This is a genomic window from Bacillus sp. 2205SS5-2 (assembly GCF_037024155.1).
GTDB lineage: Bacteria > Bacillota > Bacilli > Bacillales > Bacillaceae_K > Bacillus_CI.
In genome coordinates this window covers 42,356-61,105 of sequence record NZ_JAYKTS010000025.1, presented here as the reverse complement: position 1 = coordinate 61,105, position 18,750 = coordinate 42,356, and the positions used below count along the sequence as shown (strand labels likewise).

Sequence of the window (18,750 nt, the reverse complement as noted above, 5' to 3'; positions counted from 1 at the left end):
CCGCCAGCGTTCGTCCTGAGCCAGGATCAAACTCTCCATAAAAGTTAAGTTTGACTTGCTCATAAAACTTTTTTGTAAGAATCTATGTTCTTACTTTTAAATTTAACGTTGACGTTTCGTCTTTTCAGTTTTCAAAGTTCAATCGTTGTCGCGATGAGGCGACTTTTCTATCATACAACTCCCGCAACACTTTGTCAACAAGTTTTTTGTTTTTTTTCAGTGTGTTTTGAGTTGTTGTTGCCGTGTTTCTTAGCAACAGATAATAATATACCATCCTTTAAATTAGAACGCAACACTTTTTTATAATAAAGTAATATTCATAATACTCTAATTTAACTTTGAGTTTTCACTTCTATTAAATATACACTCCTATTATATTTCACGTCTAGCTACTCCTCTCAATTTCACTTCATTTAGAGTCTTGATTACCTCTTTCAAACTCTACTCACATTGTAGAAAGCTTTCCCTTTTTTAAAAAGTCCCCCACAACAAATAGTTGCGGGGGACTTTAGGTCAATCTTTATGTCTCATCAATGGGAACAGTAGCACATCACGAATGGACGGGGAATTTGTTAATAGCATTACAAGCCGGTCTATGCCAATCCCTAATCCACCTGTTGGAGGCATTCCGTACTCTAACGCTTCCACAAAGTCTTCATCCATCATGTGAGCTTCATCGTTACCTTCTTCTCTTTCTACTAACTGAGCTTCGAATCTTTGTCTTTGATCAATAGGATCATTCAGCTCAGTGAATGCATTCGCGTGCTCCCGAGTTACGATAAACAGTTCAAAGCGATCCGTGAAGCGAGGATCTTCCGCATTCTTTTTAGCTAGTGGTGAAATCTCTAATGGATGACCATAGATAAATGTCGGTTGAATCAAAGTTTCTTCTACTTTTTGTTCAAAAAACTCATTAACGATATGTCCATATGACATCGTTTCTTTAATTTCAACTCCATGCTCTTTTGCCAGTGTTTTCGCTTCTTCGTCTGTCATTTTCCTCCAAAAGTCTACGCCTGTTTCTTGCTTAATTGCTTCTACCATATGAAGCCGAGTCCACTCAGGTTCTAAATTCACTTCATACTCGCCATACTGAACGGTTGTCGATCCTGTGACTTCTTTCGCAATATGGGCAACAAGATTTTCAGTTAAGGACATGATGTCATTATAATCTGCATAAGCCTCATATAATTCTATCATTGTAAACTCTGGATTATGTCGTGTTGAAACACCTTCATTCCGGAAAACACGACCAATTTCATAAACCTTCTCTAACCCACCTACGATAAGACGTTTCAAATGAAGTTCAATGGCTATACGCATAAACAAAGGCATATCAAGAGCGTTATGGTGAGTCGTGAACGGACGAGCAGAAGCACCACCAGCGATCGAGTGCATCATCGGAGTTTCCACTTCTAAGTATCCTTGATCATCTAAGTAACGACGCATGGACTGAATGATTCGACTTCTAGCAATAAACGTTTCTTTGCTTTCTTGATTCATAATTAAATCAAGGTAGCGTTGACGATACCGTTGTTCAACATCTTTTAAGCCGTGATATTTCTCTGGAAGTGGACGTAATGATTTCGCTAGCAATTCAAAATGGGTCGCCTTAACAGAAAGCTCACCTACTTTTGTTTTGAAGACAACTCCTGTTACACCGACAATGTCACCCAAATCTGCCGTGTTAAACACATCATATTGTTCGTCACCAATGGCATCTTTTCGGATATAAAGTTGAATTTGACCAGAAATATCTTGAATATGAGCAAACCCAGCTTTTCCTTTTCCCCGTTTTGTCATTATTCGACCGGCAATTGTGACTTCTTCCTTCTTATCTTCAAGCTCTTCTTTAGAAAAGGTATCAAATTGTGATTTAACTTCCTCTGCAATATGAGTACGATCAAACCGTTTTCCGAATGGATCCACTCCTTTTGCTTGCATGGATTCCATTTTATCTCGTCGAACGCGCAATTGGTCATTTAACTCTTCATGACTCATCTATTTTCACTCCAATACATTTTTTATCTAATAGTAACTTTTGTTTTTTATACTTTACTATTGTACACAATCTAAGCGTAAGACACACCCTTTATGTAAGGTGAAATAAAAAACTGCTAGCAGTTTAACTAGCAGTTCTCATTTTTAGCCTATTTTAACACTATTTTCTTTTGCTTCAATTTCAAAAACAAGGTTGTTTAAGAGATTGACTAATTCAGCTCTCGTAGAGCATTCATTAACGGCATTACGTGCCCTTGCATTTCCTCGGATTCCCTTTAAATACCAAGCTGCGTGTTTTCTCATTTCACGTACTGCGATATTTTCGTTTTTCAAAGCAATTAAACGATCAAGGTGAAGGATACAAACGTCAATTTTTTCACGAACGCTCGGATCTTCCAATAGCTTACCCGTTTTCAAATACTGTACCGTTCGATAAATCATCCATGGATTTCCCAGAGCCGCTCTTCCAATCATAACACCGTCACAGCCCGTTTCTTCAAGCATACGTTTTGCGTCTTGAGGAGTTTGAACATCTCCATTTCCGATAACAGGAATATTGACTGCTTGTTTCACTTCACGAATGATATCCCAATTGGCATGACCTTCATACATTTGAACACGTGTACGACCATGTAGAGAAACCGCCTGGCCTCCTGCACGTTCAATTGCTTGCGCATTTTGAACTGCGTAAACATGGTCTTCATCCCATCCCATTCGCATTTTTACTGTAACTGGTTTATCCACTTCATCAACTACCGCAGCCACCATTTCGTAAATCTTATTTGGATCGAGTAACCACTTAGCCCCCGCATCACATTTCGTGATTTTAGGAACTGGGCACCCCATATTAATATCGATAATATCGGCATTTGAGTTTTTGTCGACGAACTTTGCCGCTTGTACCAATGTATCCTTCCGTCCGCCAAAAATCTGTAGGCTAAGAGGGTATTCTCTTTCATCAATGTAAAGCATATTCATCGTTCTTTCATTTTGAAAAACAATCCCTTTATCGCTGACCATTTCTGCACAAACAAGTCCAGCTCCAAATTCTTTAACCGTTAATCGGAATGCAGAGTTACATACTCCTGCCATCGGTGCGAGTACAACTTGGTTGTCCATCTCAATGTTTCCAATTTTAAGCAAGTAAACCGACCTCTTTCTATCTTTCACTATATATAATTTTACGTTTCGTCAGGACGTAGTTCCTCATACGGAATACCTAACACCTCTGTTATTTTCGCCAGTAACTCCTGTGAAGGCATGCGATTTCCTCGTTCCACTTCTCCTAAAACGGATACCGAAACAGCTAATTCTTTTGCGAATCCTTCTTGCGTATAACCTTTTAACTTCCTAAAGGCACGTATGCGTCTTCCCCATTTATCTGCTTCCATAGTCGAACTCCTTCTTTATCAGGTATTTCGTTTAAATGTTCTTTTAAAGAGGTGTCCATCGTCGGAAACGCAAGATCTGAATCAATCTCAAGAAGCGGAATGAGTACGAAGGCTCGCTCATGCATCCGAGGATGTGGAACAATTAGGTTCTCTGTTTTCATATTGTCTTGATTATAGAGTAAAATGTCAAGGTCTATTGTTCGAGGTCCCCATTTAATAATCCGTTCACGACCAAGGTCTTTTTCGATAAAAAGACTGTACTGAAGCAATTCTTCCGCTGCAAGAAGGGTCTCAACCTTTACAACCATATTCAAAAATTTACCTTGTTCCGTATATCCAACAGGGTCTGTTTCATAAATCGAAGAGGTTTGTACAACTTGAACTTTCTCGTGGGAGTGTAGTGCTTTTATTCCACACCATAAAAAATATTCTCGGTCTCCCACGTTTGCTCCTAATGAAATATATGCGATTGTTGTCATATTATCTCCTTCTGGTAATTTCAATTGCAACGGATTTATAGTGCCCAGGGATTGGTGGGTCTGGCTTTATCACTGTAACCTTCGTGGATTCAACTTTTGAAAATTGTTGCAAAATAGAAGTGGCGATGGTTTCAGCAACCGTTTCTACTAGTTTAACCGGCTTCCCTTCGACAATTTCCTTACAGAGTTGATAAACCTCTCCATAGTTTACTGAATCTTCCAAGTCATCACTTTTACCCGCTTGTTGTAATGAAAGAAATAACTCTAAGCACACGCGGTAGCGCTGTCCTAGTTTCGTTTCTTCTGGAAATACACCATGATAACCGTAAAATTCCATATCGTTGATTTTAATTTTATCCATCTAAGCACTCTCCATCTAATAAAGCATCCATCATTTGAGTCATCCTTTTTATTTCTCTCACATCATGCACTCGAATCATTCTACATCCCTTTTGTATACCGTAACACACGGTAGCACCCGTTCCTTCCACTCGTTTTTCTACTGGTAGATCTAACACATGCCCAATAAAACGCTTTCGGGATGTACCGAGTAGAACAGGGTATCCTAGAGCAACCAATTTATCTAATTCATTCATCATCTTGATATTTAATTTCACATCTTTCGCGAAGCCAATGCCAGGGTCTAAGATTATTTTTTCATCTCTTACACCCGCTTGTTTAACGATCTCAATACTTTTCTGCACATCTTGCAGAACATCTCGGACAAAATGTTCGTACTCTTTGGATTCCCGGTTATGCATCAGGATGATCGGCACTCCCTTTTTTGCTGCCACAGAAGCCATGTTTGGATCCTTTTTAGCTCCCCACACATCATTGATGATATGCGCGCCCGCTTCAATGGCTCTTTGAGCGGTTTCAGCTTTGTACGTATCGATGGAAATCGGCACTGAAACCGCTTGTGATACCGCCTTTATCACTGGAATCACACGACTTAATTCTTCTTCTATAGAAACTGCCTCAAATCCGGGTCTTGTTGATTCCCCGCCAATATCAATAATATCAGCTCCATGTGAAATCATTTCTTTGGCACGAAAAACCGCTTCTTCAATTACTTTGTATTTTCCACCGTCCGAAAAGGAGTCTGGCGTTACATTTAAAATTCCCATCACTAACGTTTTCTCTCCGTATTCTAACGTATACGGTCCACATTCTATTGTTTGAATCATGACCTTCCTCCTAACTCATGATGACTCCACAAATCGCCCGTTTTCTCCTGATATGCTGTCGATAACATCTTTACCAACTCTCCTTCACATCCGGGGAAAACTTGAGCATCTAACTGACTAATTGGGACCACACCTTGTACCGAGTTGGTGAAAAAAATCTCCTCTGCACTTAGTAAGTGTTCTTTTGAATAACAACCTTCATTGGTCTTAACACCTAATTGATCACTCAGACTAAGAACGAATTGCCGTGTTATTCCATTCAAGATTCCCGTTTCTATCTTAGGAGTATATAAAGTGTGATTCTTATACCAAAAGATATTTGAAGTTATTCCCTCTGCTACGTATCCTTGTTCTGTTAAAAATATCCCTTCAATGGACGCTGTCGAACCAATTTCTCTTTTCGCTGCCATATTATTCAAATAATGATGTGATTTTAACCGAAAGCCTGTTTCAGGTGTATTCCTTCTAATCGATAAAAATCTACCTTCTTTACTACTTAGCCCAGAGACCGAGGGGAGTTTTTTTTGAAAGACGATAATAGTTGGCTCCGGGTAGGGTTCTGAACGAAGACCTATCTCCCCTATACCTGCAGAAACATTTAAACGAACGTAAGCATTTGGCAACTCATTATGAGTTTTCAACTTAGTCAATATTGATAGCACATCTTCTCTTTTTAACGAGTACTTGATATTCAATTCTTGCAACCCCTGGTGCAATCTCTCTAAATGATCATCCAATAAGAAAGGGTGACCGTTATACATACGGAATGTCTCAAATATCCCTATACCATATAAAAAACCATGATCAAACGGGGAAATCTTCGCCTTTTCTTGTTTCATATATTGTCCATTTATATATATATACATAAGGTCAGCCTCTAGTCATCGCTTGATGTTTCACATAGGATTCATTTTGTCTTAAAAAGTTCTTTAACAGGTCTTTGCCAGATTGCGTCATTATGGATTCCGGATGAAATTGCACTCCCTCTACGGGTAGTTCTCTATGTTTGATACCCATAATTTCTCCCTCTTCTGTCCACGCAGTAATCTCTAAACAAGTAGGAAGTGTTTCTTTCTTCACAATTAAAGAATGATATCTCGTGGCCTCTAATGGCGTTTCTAGCTGTCGAAAAACTCCTTGGTGATGATGAAAGATTTTCGATAGTTTTCCATGCATCAGTCGTTCAGCTTTGACAACATCCCCCCCAAACACTTGAGCAATTGATTGATGTCCTAAACAAACGCCAAACAAAGGAATTTCTCCTGCAAATTCTCGAATTGCTTCAAGACTAATTCCCGCCTCGTTCGGAGTACAGGGGCCTGGGGAAATCATTAAAAAATCAGGCTTCAATTTGCGAATTTCTTGAATAGTAATATCATCGTTTCGTTTAATAACAATTTCTTCGCCTAATTCGCCTAAATATTGAACAAGATTATATGTAAAAGAGTCATAGTTATCGATCATTAGAATCAACTTTACCTTCCTCCTTTCTTTCAGCTGCATCCTTCGCTTTCCAAAGCGCTTTCGCCTTTTTAAGCGCTTCTTTGTATTCGTGAGCGGGATTGGAATCAATAACGACCCCTGCTCCAGATTGGATGTATGCATGCCCATCCTTCGCTAATAACGTACGAATTACAATATTTAATTCTAAATCTCCATTAAAGCCTAACCACCCGATACTTCCCGTATAAATACCCCGCCTAACAGGCTCTAATTCCTCTATAATTTCCATCGTTCTTATCTTCGGAGCTCCCGTAATAGTTCCTCCAGGGAACATCGCACGAATAAGCTCTACTTCACTTTTATTTTCGCTTAGTTTCCCTCTAACGTTCGAAACGATATGCATCACATGGGAGTACTTTTCGATGACCATAAATTCATCTACTTCAACAGAACCATACTGACAAACACGACCCAAATCATTTCGCTCTAGGTCAACGAGCATGACGTGCTCTGCTCGTTCTTTTTCATTTCGAATGAGTTCATTGGCCAATTCCTCGTCTTCTTCTTCATTCCGTCCCCTTGAACGTGTTCCAGCAATCGGACGTGTGCTCACATCCATACCAGCTTTTTTCACCAAGAGTTCTGGTGAAGCTGATACAATTTGAAAATCTTCAGTTGCCATGTAAGCCATATATGGCGAAGGGTTTAATGCACGCAACTCTTCATAGATAGAAAAAGGCGTTGTTTCTAAAGGCTTTGATTGACGAACAGACAAATTCACTTGAAAAACATCACCTTCACTTATATAAGTCCGAATGGATTCTACAGCTTCTTTAAATCTGTCTTCCCCCATTGATACTACTAGTTCATCGGATGAAGCGGTAGAAACAGACGTTTCCACTCTTGGCAAAGTCGGATGCATCCAACTTTTCACTTCCTCATCTAAAAGAGAATTTGATTCTCCTTCCCTTCCCCTCTTCATGACAAATAACGTATTAGATTCATGTTCAAATACGACCCACTCGTCATAAAGTAAAAAATGGAGAATAGGCATCTGCAAATCCTCTTTTGCATAACTTGGAAGCTTCTCAATAGCACGGGCATAATCATAGCTGATATAACCTATAGCTCCGCCTTGAAACTCAGGTAAATCTTTTACTGGTGGAAGTTTAAACGGATCCATCCACTCTTGTAGAGCGAATAATGGATCTCCTTTGATAAAATATTCACCCTGCTCGTCCTCAACGAAAATACCGTTTAATTCTCCTCTTATGATAGCGAAGGGATTCAATCCAGCAATGCTGTATCGCCCTCCCCTTCCACTTTCTAGGAGGATGTGATTAGGTTTATCTACACTTTTCGCTTTATAAGCAGAAAAAAATTCTTCTTTTGTCATATGGATGGTTTGAAATAAAAGCTGTGTTTGTGCCATAAGCCGTCACTCTCCTCAGTATATATGATTCCATCATACAGCAAGACCGTAATCCTTTCATTGAAAACATTCGCCCCCTCATTAACTCTAAAGTGGGAAAAGCTCGGACCAATCCAGAAACACTGTAGCTAATGGATATTAAAGCTGGTTTCCTAATCTACTCACCCCCATCCCAATTTCTTGAGAGTTAATAAGAGTATTCATCAAATCTCACTTTTCATTGAGAGTTTATCACATTCCTCATAATAAAAAAGCAGCCCTATGATGGACTACCTTTCTCTTTTATCTTCTATTCATCAAATTGATAAAGGGGAGTACTCAAATATCGCTCTCCATTACTAGGGATAACTGCGAGTACCCTCTTATCTTTCCCCAACTCTTTCGCCACCTGTAAAGCTGCATAAATAGCAGCTCCCGAGGAAATCCCTCCTAGTATTCCCTCTTCTTTCGCAGCTCTTCTTGCAAACTCAAAAGCATCTTCATTTTTCACTTTTATGATTTCGTCATATACTTGAGTATCTAGTATATCTGGTACAAAGCCTGCACCGATTCCTTGAATTTTATGAGGTCCAGGTTTCCCCCCTGAAAGTATTGGAGAATCTTCTGGTTCAACAGCATAAATTTTTATGTCTTTAAAACGTTCCTTTAGCACTTGGCCCGCACCCGTTATGGTGCCTCCTGTTCCAATACCTGAAACAAAAGCATCTAGTCCATCGCTCATCTGTTCTATAATTTCTTTCCCGGTTGTTAAACGATGCACTTCTGGATTAGCTTCGTTTTGAAATTGTTGAGGCATAAAATAACCTTTTTCCTCCGCAATCTCTTTTGCTTTTCGAATGGCCCCACCCATTCCTTCTGCTCCTGGTGTGAGAACAAGTTCAGCCCCATATGCACGCAAGAGATTACGACGCTCTGAACTCATGGTATCCGGCATAACTAATAAGGTCTTATAACCTTTCGCTGCAGCGATCATCGCTAGCCCAATCCCTGTATTACCACTCGTTGGTTCTATAATGACGTCTCCAGAATGAAGCTTCCCTTCTTTTTCTGCTTCTTCAATCATTGCAAGAGCAATACGGTCTTTGACGGAGCTTCCTGGGTTCATATATTCTAACTTCAAGTATACATCAGCACAATCGTCTTCCGTCATGCGATTCAATTTCACAATTGGCGTTTGACCTACAAGGTCTGCAATAGAATTCGCTACCCTTACCATCACATTCACTCCTAATCCCAAGTATTTTAATCGGTTTAATACTAACGTTACGAAATCCTTCTCTCGCTGTCAAATGTTTCGTCTTGTTTTCTAAATTATATGTATTTTCCATCTTTCATAGCCCTCTTTCACTTAGAATCTGCACATTTAATCCTTACTTCCTTTGAAAGAGGCTGTTTTCGTCTTAATTGTTGTTTTAAATGAGTAACTATGTGAGTCAATTTCATAATGTCATTAACTAATCATATCATGGCGAAATATAGGTATTCTGAAGTTGATTAATGTGAAAACAAGTTCATTTCTTAAAAAATTTAGAAATAATAATCTGAAGTCTTTCTATTTACCTCTTTTCGTATAATTGTGGGCATTCATCTGATTTTTGACTAAATCCTCCATTTCACTGTTGATCTCCATCAAAAACAGACGAAATGATGCCACAAACAAAGATATATCATAGATGGTCAACTGATACGATAAGCCACAAATTTTGCGAAAACAGCCTTCTATATCAACAGTTAGGTACTTAGCCATAAAAAATAGTTCGCTGTTGATCCTTCGATCTAGAATATAGAAAAGGCAAGCTTTAAAAGCTTGCCTTTTCTATTGCTCTTCTGTTTCGTAAAATGATTCTACGTTAAATTCTTCATAAAATGATTTTGGCGAGACCGAGATCTCTTGTTGCTCTAACGCAATTTGACGATGAATTTGCTCTTTCACTTCCTTAAAAGAATATTCTTTCCCTTCGTTCTTTTCATGAAGCAATACAATTGCGTATCCATCCCGCATGGAAAATGGATCGCTCCACTCTCCTTCAGAAAGCTTTTGAACCTGATCCCAAAAGGAGGTAGGGTAAACTGTATTATTTTCAATGACATACCCTAAGCTACCACCTTGTTGAGCACTGTATGGGTCCGTAGATCGTTCTATCGCTAGAGCTTCAAAACTCGAACCACCATTTAACTCTTGTTGTGTTTGCTCAGCCTCTTTTTTTGTAGGAACAAATATCATGGATAATAAATATGAAGAAGGCAGCACATATAAATGTTCGTTTTGCTCATAGTACCGCTTTAGCTCTTCTTCTTGAATTTCAACATCTTTTGTGGCCAATTTTTGAAGAAGCAAATCGGAATAAATTTGTTCTCTAAGGACTTGGTCATTTTCATTCCACTCTTCATCGTAAGAGTTGTAAATGGATTGAATAAACGCAAGTTCCTGATCAACTTCCTTTTCACTCACTGATACCCCAAATTTTTTACCTGCTTCCTCTATGACCGTTTTATCTACGAGTTCTTCAAGCACTTCACGTCCATAACGGATTTCAAGAGCATGCAGCCATTCTTCCCGGGAAATAGTTTCTTCTCCCACTCCCGCGATAACCTCTCCTGTAACAGCTAAATCCTGGACATCATTTGTACTTCGGTTCTCTTCTGGTTTCAAAAGAAAAAATAGCGTAATCGCATTAGTGATGAGTAAAAAGACAATACTGGCTACGATCTTTTTATCCATTTCTTTTATCCCCACTATCATTAATTTGCTTCTTCTCTTAATTGCTCTAACTCTTCTTTGGAAAAGTGATATTTGTTATTGCAGAAGTGACAATGGGCCTCTGCCTGTTCTTCCTCATCAATAATTTCTTGAATTTCCTGCTTGCCTAAACTTATGAGCGCAGCGGAAAAACGTTCTTTGGAACAATGACATTCGAATGAAATCGGCATCTTTTCAAGCACTTTGACGTTGTTCTCTCCTAGTACTTCTCCCAATAGTTGTTCAGGAGTTAATCCTTTTTCAATGAGTGTAGAGACAGGCAACATTGAACTGAGGCGTTTTTCAATATCTTTTATTACACTCTCATTTGTTTTTGGTAAGAGTTGAATGATGAATCCTCCTGCAGCTAAAATCGAATTGTCGGGATTGACAAGCACTCCTACGCCGACAGATGAAGGTACCTGTTCACTTGTCACAAAATAGTAAGTGAAATCTTCCCCTAGTTCTCCTGATACAAGGGGTACTTGTCCTGAGAAATTGTCTCTAAGACCTAGATCTTTTACCACAGTAAGTGTTCCCGTTGAACCAACTGCAGCACCAACATTTAATTTTCCTTCTTGATTACGCTCTTCAATATGAGTTTGCGGATTTGCAACATACCCTCTGACTTCCCCTTTAGCATTACTGTCAACGAGAATAAGTCCTAAAGGACCATCGCCTTCAATTTTAATCGTTAACTTCGCTTCGCCTTTAAGCATAGCACCCATCATTACACCTGCACTCATGGAACGACCAAGTGCCGCTGAAGCGGTTGGCCATGTTTGATGTCGTCTTTGAGCTTCCGCAACCGTCTCCGTACTGTTAATTGCATACGCTCTAACTTGACCCTCATATGCTAATGCTTTAACTAAATAATCACCCATATTGTAAACTCCTTCTATTGTAAATTACGTTTATAAATCAAACTCAATCCCTTTAGCGTTAAGAACGGGTCTACCACATCGATTACATCCGTTTCTTTGGCTATTAAGGTGGCTAATCCTCCTGTTGCGATGACAAGAGGTTCTCTTTTACTTTGCTCTTTCATTCTAAGAACAATTCCGTCTACCTGTCCCACATAACCATATAAAATTCCAGCTTGCATAGCTGACACTGTGTTTTTCCCAATAATATCTTCTGGTCTTGCTATTTCGATTCTTGGAAGCTTGGCTGCTTTTGTATATAACGCTTCTGTTGAAATTCCTATTCCAGGAGCAATCGCTCCACCCATATATTGTTTCTCTTCGTTAATATAACAATACGTCGTCGCGGTTCCGAAATCGACAATAATTAATGGTCCTCCGTACTCATGGATACCGGCAACTGCATTCACTATACGATCTGCACCCACCTCTCGTGGGTTTTCATATTTAATATTCAGACCGGTTTTTATTCCAGGTCCAACCACAACCGGTGTTATGTCGAAGTATTTGGTACACATTCGTTCTAAAGAAAACATAATAGGGGGAACAACAGAAGAAATAATAATACCATGAATGGAATCAAACCTCATTCCAACATGCTCAAAAAGATTTTTAGTGATCATTGCATATTCATCTTCACTTCGATGACGATTTGTTTCTAATCTCCAGTGGTATTTTAGTTCGTCTTGTTCGTACACCCCTAAAACAATATTGGTATTGCCTACATCGATTACAAATATCATTTTTTCCACCACATTCTATAGGTTTTGAATGCCCTCATCATACCATAAACAGACCACATTTCGTACTGAATTACACCCGAATAACCTACCGCACGGCATTGATTCCTTATTCATCAATGCTCTTTTCAAATGGCTCTTTTCGTATATATTGTTGCTCTTGACACAAAGAAAAAACAGGCAGTAAGGTTTTTTCGATTGATTTCTTTTTTTAAATCTAGAAATCAAGAATTTTTCATTAGGAAAAGAGCACGAAATCATACAAGTCAAGGGATTCCTTTTTATTCGAAAAGCCACAATCTTTGCGAATACAGCCTAATCAAACAAAAAACAAGACGCTGATGTCAACGTCTTGTTTTTGCTTATTCTTGATTTTCTGAAGAAGAATCACTATCTTCTTTCTTCTGAATAGTTACTTTCATTTGGTCATTACCTTCTACTTTCGTAGATTCAGGTAGTTTACGCTCGGGAAGCTTACCGTGGTCAATCAGATGCTTAATTTGCGCTGCATCTAATGTTTCTACTTCAAGCAATGTATTTGCAACTAAATCAAGTTTTTCGCGATTTTCAGTTAAAATCGTTTTGGCTCGACTGTACGCTTCTTTAATAATACGTTGAATTTCCATGTCTATTTCATGGGCAATGGCATCAGAATAATTTTGCTCATTATTGATATCACGACCTAAGAAAACTTGACCACCATTGGTAGAACCAAATTGTAATGGACCTAACTTATCACTCATCCCAAATTCTGTAACCATTCGGCGTGCTATTCCCGTGGCACGTTGGAAGTCATTAGAAGCTCCTGTCGATACTTCACCGAAGGTAATTTCCTCTGCCACTCGTCCACCTAGTAGTCCAGCAATCTTATCCAACAGTTCAGGTTTTGTCATGAAATATCGATCTTCTCTTGGAAGCATGACAGCATATCCACCGGCTTGTCCGCGGGGAACAATGGTCACTTTATGCACCATTTCTGCTTCATCTAGAACTAAACCAATAACCGTATGACCAGCTTCATGGAAAGCTACGATATTTCGTTCTTTCTTAGAAATAACCCGTGTCTTTTTCGCTGGACCAGCAATTACACGATCCGTTGCTTCATCGATATCGGACATTTCAATTTTTTTCTTATTTTGACGAGCAGCTACAAGTGCCGCTTCATTCAGTAAGTTTTCAAGATCAGCTCCTGAAAAACCAGGTGTTCTCATGGCAATCGCCTTTAAGTCCACTGCTTCTTCAAAAGGTTTATTTCTTGCATGTACTTCTAGCACCGCTTCACGACCAATGACATCAGGACGATCTACCGTGATTTGACGATCAAAGCGACCTGGACGTAATAAAGCTGGATCAAGAATGTCAGGGCGGTTAGTAGCTGCCACAATGATAATTCCTTCATTCGCTCCAAAACCATCCATTTCGACTAGTAATTGATTCAATGTTTGTTCACGCTCATCGTGCCCTCCACCAACTCCGGCTCCACGCTGACGACCGACGGCATCAATTTCATCGATAAAGATAATACAAGGTGCATTTTTCTTTGCGTTTTCAAATAGGTCGCGAACACGAGATGCCCCTACTCCAACAAACATTTCAACAAAGTCAGATCCACTAATTGAGAAGAATGGCACACCCGCTTCACCTGCGGCAGCTCGAGCTAATAGCGTTTTCCCTGTCCCCGGAGGCCCTACAAGTAAGACTCCTTTAGGAATACGTGCGCCAACCTCAGCAAATTTACGAGGATCTTTTAAGAATTCAACCACTTCTACAAGCTCTGCTTTTTCTTCATCTGCTCCTGCAACATCCTTGAAGCGTACTTTTTTCTTTTCTTCACTATAAAGCTTCGCTTTACTTTTACCAAAATTCATGACGCGACTGCCGCCGCCTTGAGCTTGGTTGAGCAGGAAGAAAAATAAAATAAAGATAATGATAAACGGTATGATGGTCGTAAAGAACGACACCCACCCACTTGTTTCTTTTGCTTTGAGTGTTTCAACCTTTACATCGCTCTTGTCAGCTAAAGCAAAGATGTTGTCTATTGCTCCACTCGCTCCAATAACATTTGTAAGGAAAAATTCATCATCCTTATATCCTTCAAGTTGACCTCTTACTTCGTATACGCCTCGCTCAGGCTGTATCGAAAAGGACTCTACTTTCCCTTCCTCTAATTGAGTGAGGAAATCACTATTTGATATATTATTGGTCGGCTCAGCGCTATTGCTGAAATAACTGACCACTCCAATAATCACTAAAAAAATCAGTAAATAAAAAATGGTATTTCTAAAGATCCGGTTCATCCCTTACCTCCTCCCACGATAAAAAACTATATCCAATAGTATCATAGTAAAACATGGCATTTCAACTATTTGCTCCCTGAGAGAGCATACACATTTCCACCATTATACTCCTCTATTTACCGTCTTATTCGCTAGTGGTATATATTTCTGGTTTTAAAATGCCTATATATGGGAGATTTCGATATCTCTCAATATAATCTAAGCCATAACCAACAACAAATTCATCTGGCACTTCAAAACCGACATAATCAGCTTTAACATCTGCTTTACGACCACTTGGTTTATCTAATAGAGTTACAATTGAAATGGTTTTCGCTTTACGATAACGGAAAAGATCAACAAGATAACTAAGTGTCAAACCACTATCAATAATATCTTCAATGATTAAGATGTCTCTTCCTTCTACCTTTGTGTTTAAATCTTTAACGATTTTCACTTCTCCCGTAGATACCGTCGAAGCTCCATAGCTAGAAACATCCATGAAGTCCATTTCCAAATATGTATCCATCCGTTTAATTAAATCGCCCATAAACGGCATAGCCCCTTTAAGTACACAGATTGCAAGTGGAAAACGATCGCTATAATCTTCCGTTAGTTGTGCACCTAATTCCTTAATTTTCAGTTGAATTTCTTCTTCACTAAATAATACTTTCTCGATATCCTGTTTCATATCTTTGCTTGCCCCCTAGAAGCTGATTCTTTTTTCAATGTTAACACCCTGGATGTACAGAGCTGGTCCTCTCGACTTTTCGCATACACGGATACCCTTAAGAACGGGATCCAAAGAACTGTTCCCTTATGATCTGTGATGATTGGCCATGTTTTTCTTTCATTAAGAGGAATTTTCTCATCAATAAAAATATCCTTCACCTTTTTTGAGCCATTCAAACCTTTTACCTTTATTCGGTCACCTGGTTGGCGAGTTCGAACGTGAAGAGGCAAAAGAATTTCCTCTCGATCCACTATAATTCCCACTGTATGGTCGTTTAATTGATCCTCTTCTACTAAAGAAAAAACAGTATCCTCCCCGAGTGTAAGAGATTCTCCTACAGATAGAACATGATGAAAAAAGGGATCCTCTTCATTTTCTTTATCAAAATGAAAGAAACATGTTTCATAAGATCTTTTCACCAACAAACCACTGGGAAGCTGTAATCTTCCTGAAGGATGTTTACTATTCATTAAACTTAACACGCCATAAATATGTACAGCCGATAATGAGCTTGGTTTTTGCTTATAAAGATAACTTAATATTAGATGAATACCTCTTCTTTGTAAAGGCTGAGGCATTTGGAGAAAGGAAGGTATTGGTATTGAAATTCCCTCTTCATTAACATCCCATATGTCACTTATCATCTTTTGAGCTAAACCCAGCATATACTGGTCATCTTCCGCATGTTCCTGACTAAAACGCTGAAAGTGGTCATGAGCAAGATGATTCTCCTTTTTAATAAAGGGAAGAATTTGTTGGCGAAAGCGATTTCTCGTATACTCTTTCTTGGCGTTACTCGGATCCAACCTAGGCTGGAGAGAATAATGCTCACAGTACTTCTCAATTTCTTTCTTCGATGAAGATAATAATGGACGGATAAGCTGAACACCCGCAAACTCTCTTTTGATTGGGATGCCTATTGATTGGGTACTTGAGCCTCTCGTTAACGTCATTAAGACCGTTTCAATTTGATCATCACCATGGTGACCTAGTGCCAATTTAGTAGCATTCCACTTTTGGATAGCTTCTCGAAAGGCTTGGTAGCGTAAATTTCTTGCGTTTTCCTGTAGGCCAATCTTATTTTCAGCTAAGGCTCTACCGACATCAACCCGCTTCGCTAAATAGGGGATGTTTCTTTGTTGACAAAATGACTCCACAAATAAGATGTCCTCGTAGGATTCATCACCTCTTAACATGTGATCAACGGAGACCACTACAACCTTCACTCCCCATTTTACCTGATGAGAATGAAAATAATGCAACAGCATTAAAGAATCTGGTCCACCTGACACACCTATGACAATGATGTCACCTTTTTCAATTAAGGTATGTTGTTGTATAAATTTACTTATTTTTTGTTCTACTTTCAACATGGCGATGCCCCTATAGTGTGAGTTACTTTCTATTGTATCAATACTAGGTTTATCTTACACGTATTGTGAATCCACTATAAGAGCTCCCCATAAATATAGAGTACGTATAAAACTGAAAGAATGATGACCACAAGAAGAGTTTCCAACCTGCTTGATACTTTAGATTGCTTTCTGCGCTTTTGACGAGTCGTATGAGCTTTCTTCTGAGGAGGCACGCCCTTCCTTGGATTAATTGATTTAGGACTTGTATCAACCGACATGATTTGCAAAAGGTTTGTTCTCATCTTTTCAGCTGTTTGGTATTGACCCTTTAAGGCAAACATTATCACTTGTTTATAAGGAATAAGCTCTTGTTTTTGATTAACTAATTGTTGGAGTTGTTTAACTCCTCCTCCTTGTTTTTCCACTCTTTTTTTATACGCTAAATTAATCATAATCATACCGACGGCAAATAAATCATAGCTAGGTTCTGCTTTCCTGGATCCTACTCCCCAATAACCACGATCAAAAAACTCTGTAAATTCTTTGATGGCTCTTCCTCGAATCGTTGTACCTCCCACATCAATACAACGGATGCGATAAGGCGACCCAGTAATGATGAGGTTATCTGGTTTCAAATCACCAAATACCCATCCTGCTTGATGCATTTGTTCTAAATTATTAAGCAATTGTAGCATAAGAACAGGCACCCAAGAATAGCCTTTTTCTTTTACAAATGAAAGCAAATCAGGTCCTTCCACATATTCCATAATGTAAAAAGAGATTACTTTCCCTCTTATGTCCCAATCATCTACATCAATAAGTGTTGGACCTAAATTGGTTCCACTAGCTTTTGAAAAAGCTTTTAACACGTTTACTTCCGAGGTAACGGAATAACTGTTATCACTCATTTTCAGTGCAACATAGCCTGATTTTGATTGGGCTAAATAAACTATACCATTTGCTCCGTAACCTAGCTCTTTAACAATGGTATAGTTTTGTTTATGCCATTTCCCTTGTAAATTTGTACCTGATGGGAAACTAAATGGTTTCTTCAAAGAATGGTTCATCATCATCTCGTCCTAGTAAATCTCGTAATGAACGTTTTTTCTTAAAGTACGATAAGGCTGTTTGTAGCGCAGGTCCTGTTGGTGTAATCCCTCCTGAAGAAAGTTTTGAGAACACGCTTGTTAATGATTCTAATTTCGGTGTCCAGTCTAATAGTTTTTCAACATCTTGTTTTTTCCCGGGAAAAACAAAGAGCGAAAATTTATTCTCACCCATTCTGGCGTTTAAGCTTAGGGACAAATCTAATAATGCTTCTTTTACCGTTGGGAGTTTATGTTTCATACTGGCACTCGTGTCGACGAGAATCAATACTTCCATGTCGACGGATTCTCCGAGTTCATCAACAACCTCCATCACTTCTCCTCGCTTTTCAGGTGGTAATTCTTCCATGGATGCTGATTGACCAAGAATTTGCTTCAATTGCTTATTAACCACACCTTGTAACGTTTGTGTCATTGCTTTCCTCGTAACCATTTGGACCGTTTGGGAAAGCTGTTGCGCATAAACAATTTGACTTACTCCTCCACCTGACAAAGCAATTCCTTCAATTTCTTCCATACTTTTTTCATCGATAACATCGTTCTCCATTACACCTATTACGTTTACGGAAATCCCTTGTTCCTTCGCTAAAGCTGCCATAGCGACCGGATCCCCCCCTGAGTTTGAACAACCATCTGTAATCAATAACACTTGTTTCAATGTCCCTTGTTTCAAGAATGTTCTCCTCCTAGTGTCGTAGTTAGTACCATACTCGACAAACTTAGAAGGAAATATACGAATTCACTATGATTTAAAGCTGTTTTCGCAAAGAATGTTGCTTTAGGAATAGGAGTTAAATCCTTATGTTTCATGAATGGGTATCATTACCTAAAGTCTCAACTCACATATATTGTAGCTATTTCATCTAATTTTTAATTAAATCTTTCATTTCTCTGTTGATTTTCATCAAAAATTAACGAATTGATGCCCGAGGCAAAGCTATATC

The 18,750-nt window shown here is 38.9% G+C and carries 18 protein-coding genes; all 18 read right to left on the bottom strand.

Annotated elements, in window-relative coordinates:
• Positions 1 to 513: 513 nt before the first annotated feature.
• The 18 genes from lysS to U8D43_RS15585 all read right to left on the bottom strand — a co-directional run bounded on the left by lysS (position 514) and on the right by U8D43_RS15585 (position 18,479).
• Positions 514 to 2,001 (bottom strand): lysine--tRNA ligase, encoded by a 1,488-nt coding sequence (gene lysS, locus U8D43_RS15670; protein WP_335872127.1) that lies wholly within the window; start codon positions 1,999 to 2,001, stop codon positions 514 to 516.
• A 144-nt stretch (positions 2,002 to 2,145) separates the two neighbouring features.
• A complete protein-coding gene (gene dusB, locus U8D43_RS15665) occupies positions 2,146 to 3,144 on the bottom strand; it encodes a tRNA dihydrouridine synthase DusB (RefSeq protein ID WP_335872126.1) in 999 nt (332 codons plus the stop codon).
• Between the two features lie 38 nt (positions 3,145 to 3,182).
• Positions 3,183 to 3,392, bottom strand: coding sequence for a helix-turn-helix domain-containing protein (locus U8D43_RS15660; RefSeq protein WP_335872125.1), 210 nt, complete (start codon positions 3,390 to 3,392; stop codon positions 3,183 to 3,185).
• Positions 3,344 to 3,871, bottom strand: coding sequence for a 2-amino-4-hydroxy-6-hydroxymethyldihydropteridine diphosphokinase (gene folK, locus U8D43_RS15655; protein WP_335872124.1), 528 nt, complete (start codon positions 3,869 to 3,871; stop codon positions 3,344 to 3,346). The genes U8D43_RS15660 and folK overlap by 49 nt, the downstream gene beginning before the upstream one ends.
• A 1-nt stretch (position 3,872) precedes the next feature.
• Positions 3,873 to 4,232: a dihydroneopterin aldolase gene (folB, locus tag U8D43_RS15650; RefSeq protein ID WP_335872123.1), complete on the bottom strand. Its 360-nt coding sequence runs from the start codon at positions 4,230 to 4,232 to the stop codon at positions 3,873 to 3,875.
• Complete coding sequence (gene folP / locus U8D43_RS15645; protein ID WP_335872122.1) at positions 4,225 to 5,058, bottom strand: dihydropteroate synthase; 834 nt, start codon at positions 5,056 to 5,058, stop codon at positions 4,225 to 4,227. The genes folB and folP overlap by 8 nt, the downstream gene beginning before the upstream one ends.
• Positions 5,055 to 5,924 (bottom strand): aminodeoxychorismate lyase, encoded by an 870-nt coding sequence (pabC, locus tag U8D43_RS15640; protein ID WP_335872121.1) that lies wholly within the window; start codon positions 5,922 to 5,924, stop codon positions 5,055 to 5,057. Before pabC ends, folP begins: the two co-directional genes overlap by 4 nt.
• Before the next feature lie 4 nt (positions 5,925 to 5,928).
• On the bottom strand, positions 5,929 to 6,531 hold the full coding sequence (gene pabA, locus U8D43_RS15635) for an aminodeoxychorismate/anthranilate synthase component II (protein WP_335872120.1): 603 nt from the start codon (positions 6,529 to 6,531) through the stop codon (positions 5,929 to 5,931).
• Positions 6,512 to 7,933, bottom strand: a complete 1,422-nt coding sequence (locus U8D43_RS15630) for an anthranilate synthase component I family protein (RefSeq protein WP_335872119.1) — start codon at positions 7,931 to 7,933, stop codon at positions 6,512 to 6,514. Before U8D43_RS15630 ends, pabA begins: the two co-directional genes overlap by 20 nt.
• Before the next feature lie 289 nt (positions 7,934 to 8,222).
• On the bottom strand, positions 8,223 to 9,149 hold the full coding sequence (gene cysK, locus U8D43_RS15625; protein WP_335872118.1) for a cysteine synthase A: 927 nt from the start codon (positions 9,147 to 9,149) through the stop codon (positions 8,223 to 8,225).
• Between the two features lie 600 nt (positions 9,150 to 9,749).
• Entirely contained in the window at positions 9,750 to 10,655 is a 906-nt protein-coding gene (locus U8D43_RS15620) for a peptidyl-prolyl cis-trans isomerase (RefSeq protein ID WP_335872117.1), read from the bottom strand.
• Positions 10,656 to 10,675: 20 nt separating this feature from the next.
• Positions 10,676 to 11,557 (bottom strand): Hsp33 family molecular chaperone HslO, encoded by an 882-nt coding sequence (hslO, locus tag U8D43_RS15615; RefSeq protein ID WP_335872116.1) that lies wholly within the window; start codon positions 11,555 to 11,557, stop codon positions 10,676 to 10,678.
• 14 nt (positions 11,558 to 11,571) lie between these two features.
• Positions 11,572 to 12,339, bottom strand: a complete 768-nt coding sequence (locus tag U8D43_RS15610) for a type III pantothenate kinase (RefSeq protein ID WP_335872115.1) — start codon at positions 12,337 to 12,339, stop codon at positions 11,572 to 11,574.
• Positions 12,340 to 12,698: 359 nt separating this feature from the next.
• Positions 12,699 to 14,633, bottom strand: a complete 1,935-nt coding sequence (gene ftsH, locus U8D43_RS15605; protein WP_335872114.1) for an ATP-dependent zinc metalloprotease FtsH — start codon at positions 14,631 to 14,633, stop codon at positions 12,699 to 12,701.
• Positions 14,634 to 14,757: 124 nt separating this feature from the next.
• Positions 14,758 to 15,303, bottom strand: a complete 546-nt coding sequence (hpt, locus tag U8D43_RS15600; protein ID WP_335872113.1) for a hypoxanthine phosphoribosyltransferase — start codon at positions 15,301 to 15,303, stop codon at positions 14,758 to 14,760.
• Entirely contained in the window at positions 15,300 to 16,718 is a 1,419-nt protein-coding gene (gene tilS, locus U8D43_RS15595) for a tRNA lysidine(34) synthetase TilS (RefSeq protein ID WP_335872112.1), read from the bottom strand. The genes hpt and tilS overlap by 4 nt, the downstream gene beginning before the upstream one ends.
• 74 nt (positions 16,719 to 16,792) lie before the next feature.
• Complete coding sequence (gene prkT / locus U8D43_RS15590) at positions 16,793 to 17,770, bottom strand: serine/threonine protein kinase PrkT (protein ID WP_335872111.1); 978 nt, start codon at positions 17,768 to 17,770, stop codon at positions 16,793 to 16,795.
• The gene (locus U8D43_RS15585) at positions 17,739 to 18,479 is read right to left on the bottom strand and encodes a vWA domain-containing protein (protein WP_335872110.1); all 741 of its coding nucleotides are present in this window, start codon (positions 18,477 to 18,479) and stop codon (positions 17,739 to 17,741) included. Before U8D43_RS15585 ends, prkT begins: the two co-directional genes overlap by 32 nt.
• Positions 18,480 to 18,750 lie beyond the last annotated feature (271 nt).

What these genes read in the sequence shown, in the direction of transcription:
- lysS (WP_335872127.1), bottom strand. Translation starts at nt 2,001, where the DNA reads ATGAGTCATGAAGAGTTAAATGACCAATTGCGCGTTCGACGAGATAAA.
- U8D43_RS15660 (WP_335872125.1), bottom strand. Translation starts at nt 3,392, where the DNA reads ATGGAAGCAGATAAATGGGGAAGACGCATACGTGCCTTTAGGAAGTTA.
- folK (WP_335872124.1), bottom strand. Translation starts at nt 3,871, where the DNA reads ATGACAACAATCGCATATATTTCATTAGGAGCAAACGTGGGAGACCGA.
- folB (WP_335872123.1), bottom strand. Translation starts at nt 4,232, where the DNA reads ATGGATAAAATTAAAATCAACGATATGGAATTTTACGGTTATCATGGT.
- folP (WP_335872122.1), bottom strand. Translation starts at nt 5,058, where the DNA reads ATGATTCAAACAATAGAATGTGGACCGTATACGTTAGAATACGGAGAG.
- pabC (WP_335872121.1), bottom strand. Translation starts at nt 5,924, where the DNA reads ATGTATATATATATAAATGGACAATATATGAAACAAGAAAAGGCGAAG.
- U8D43_RS15630 (WP_335872119.1), bottom strand. Translation starts at nt 7,933, where the DNA reads ATGGCACAAACACAGCTTTTATTTCAAACCATCCATATGACAAAAGAA.
- cysK (WP_335872118.1), bottom strand. Translation starts at nt 9,149, where the DNA reads ATGGTAAGGGTAGCGAATTCTATTGCAGACCTTGTAGGTCAAACGCCA.
- U8D43_RS15620 (WP_335872117.1), bottom strand. Translation starts at nt 10,655, where the DNA reads ATGGATAAAAAGATCGTAGCCAGTATTGTCTTTTTACTCATCACTAAT.
- hslO (WP_335872116.1), bottom strand. Translation starts at nt 11,557, where the DNA reads ATGGGTGATTATTTAGTTAAAGCATTAGCATATGAGGGTCAAGTTAGA.
- U8D43_RS15610 (WP_335872115.1), bottom strand. Translation starts at nt 12,339, where the DNA reads ATGATATTTGTAATCGATGTAGGCAATACCAATATTGTTTTAGGGGTG.
- ftsH (WP_335872114.1), bottom strand. Translation starts at nt 14,633, where the DNA reads ATGAACCGGATCTTTAGAAATACCATTTTTTATTTACTGATTTTTTTA.
- hpt (WP_335872113.1), bottom strand. Translation starts at nt 15,303, where the DNA reads ATGAAACAGGATATCGAGAAAGTATTATTTAGTGAAGAAGAAATTCAA.
- tilS (WP_335872112.1), bottom strand. Translation starts at nt 16,718, where the DNA reads ATGTTGAAAGTAGAACAAAAAATAAGTAAATTTATACAACAACATACC.
- prkT (WP_335872111.1), bottom strand. Translation starts at nt 17,770, where the DNA reads ATGATGAACCATTCTTTGAAGAAACCATTTAGTTTCCCATCAGGTACA.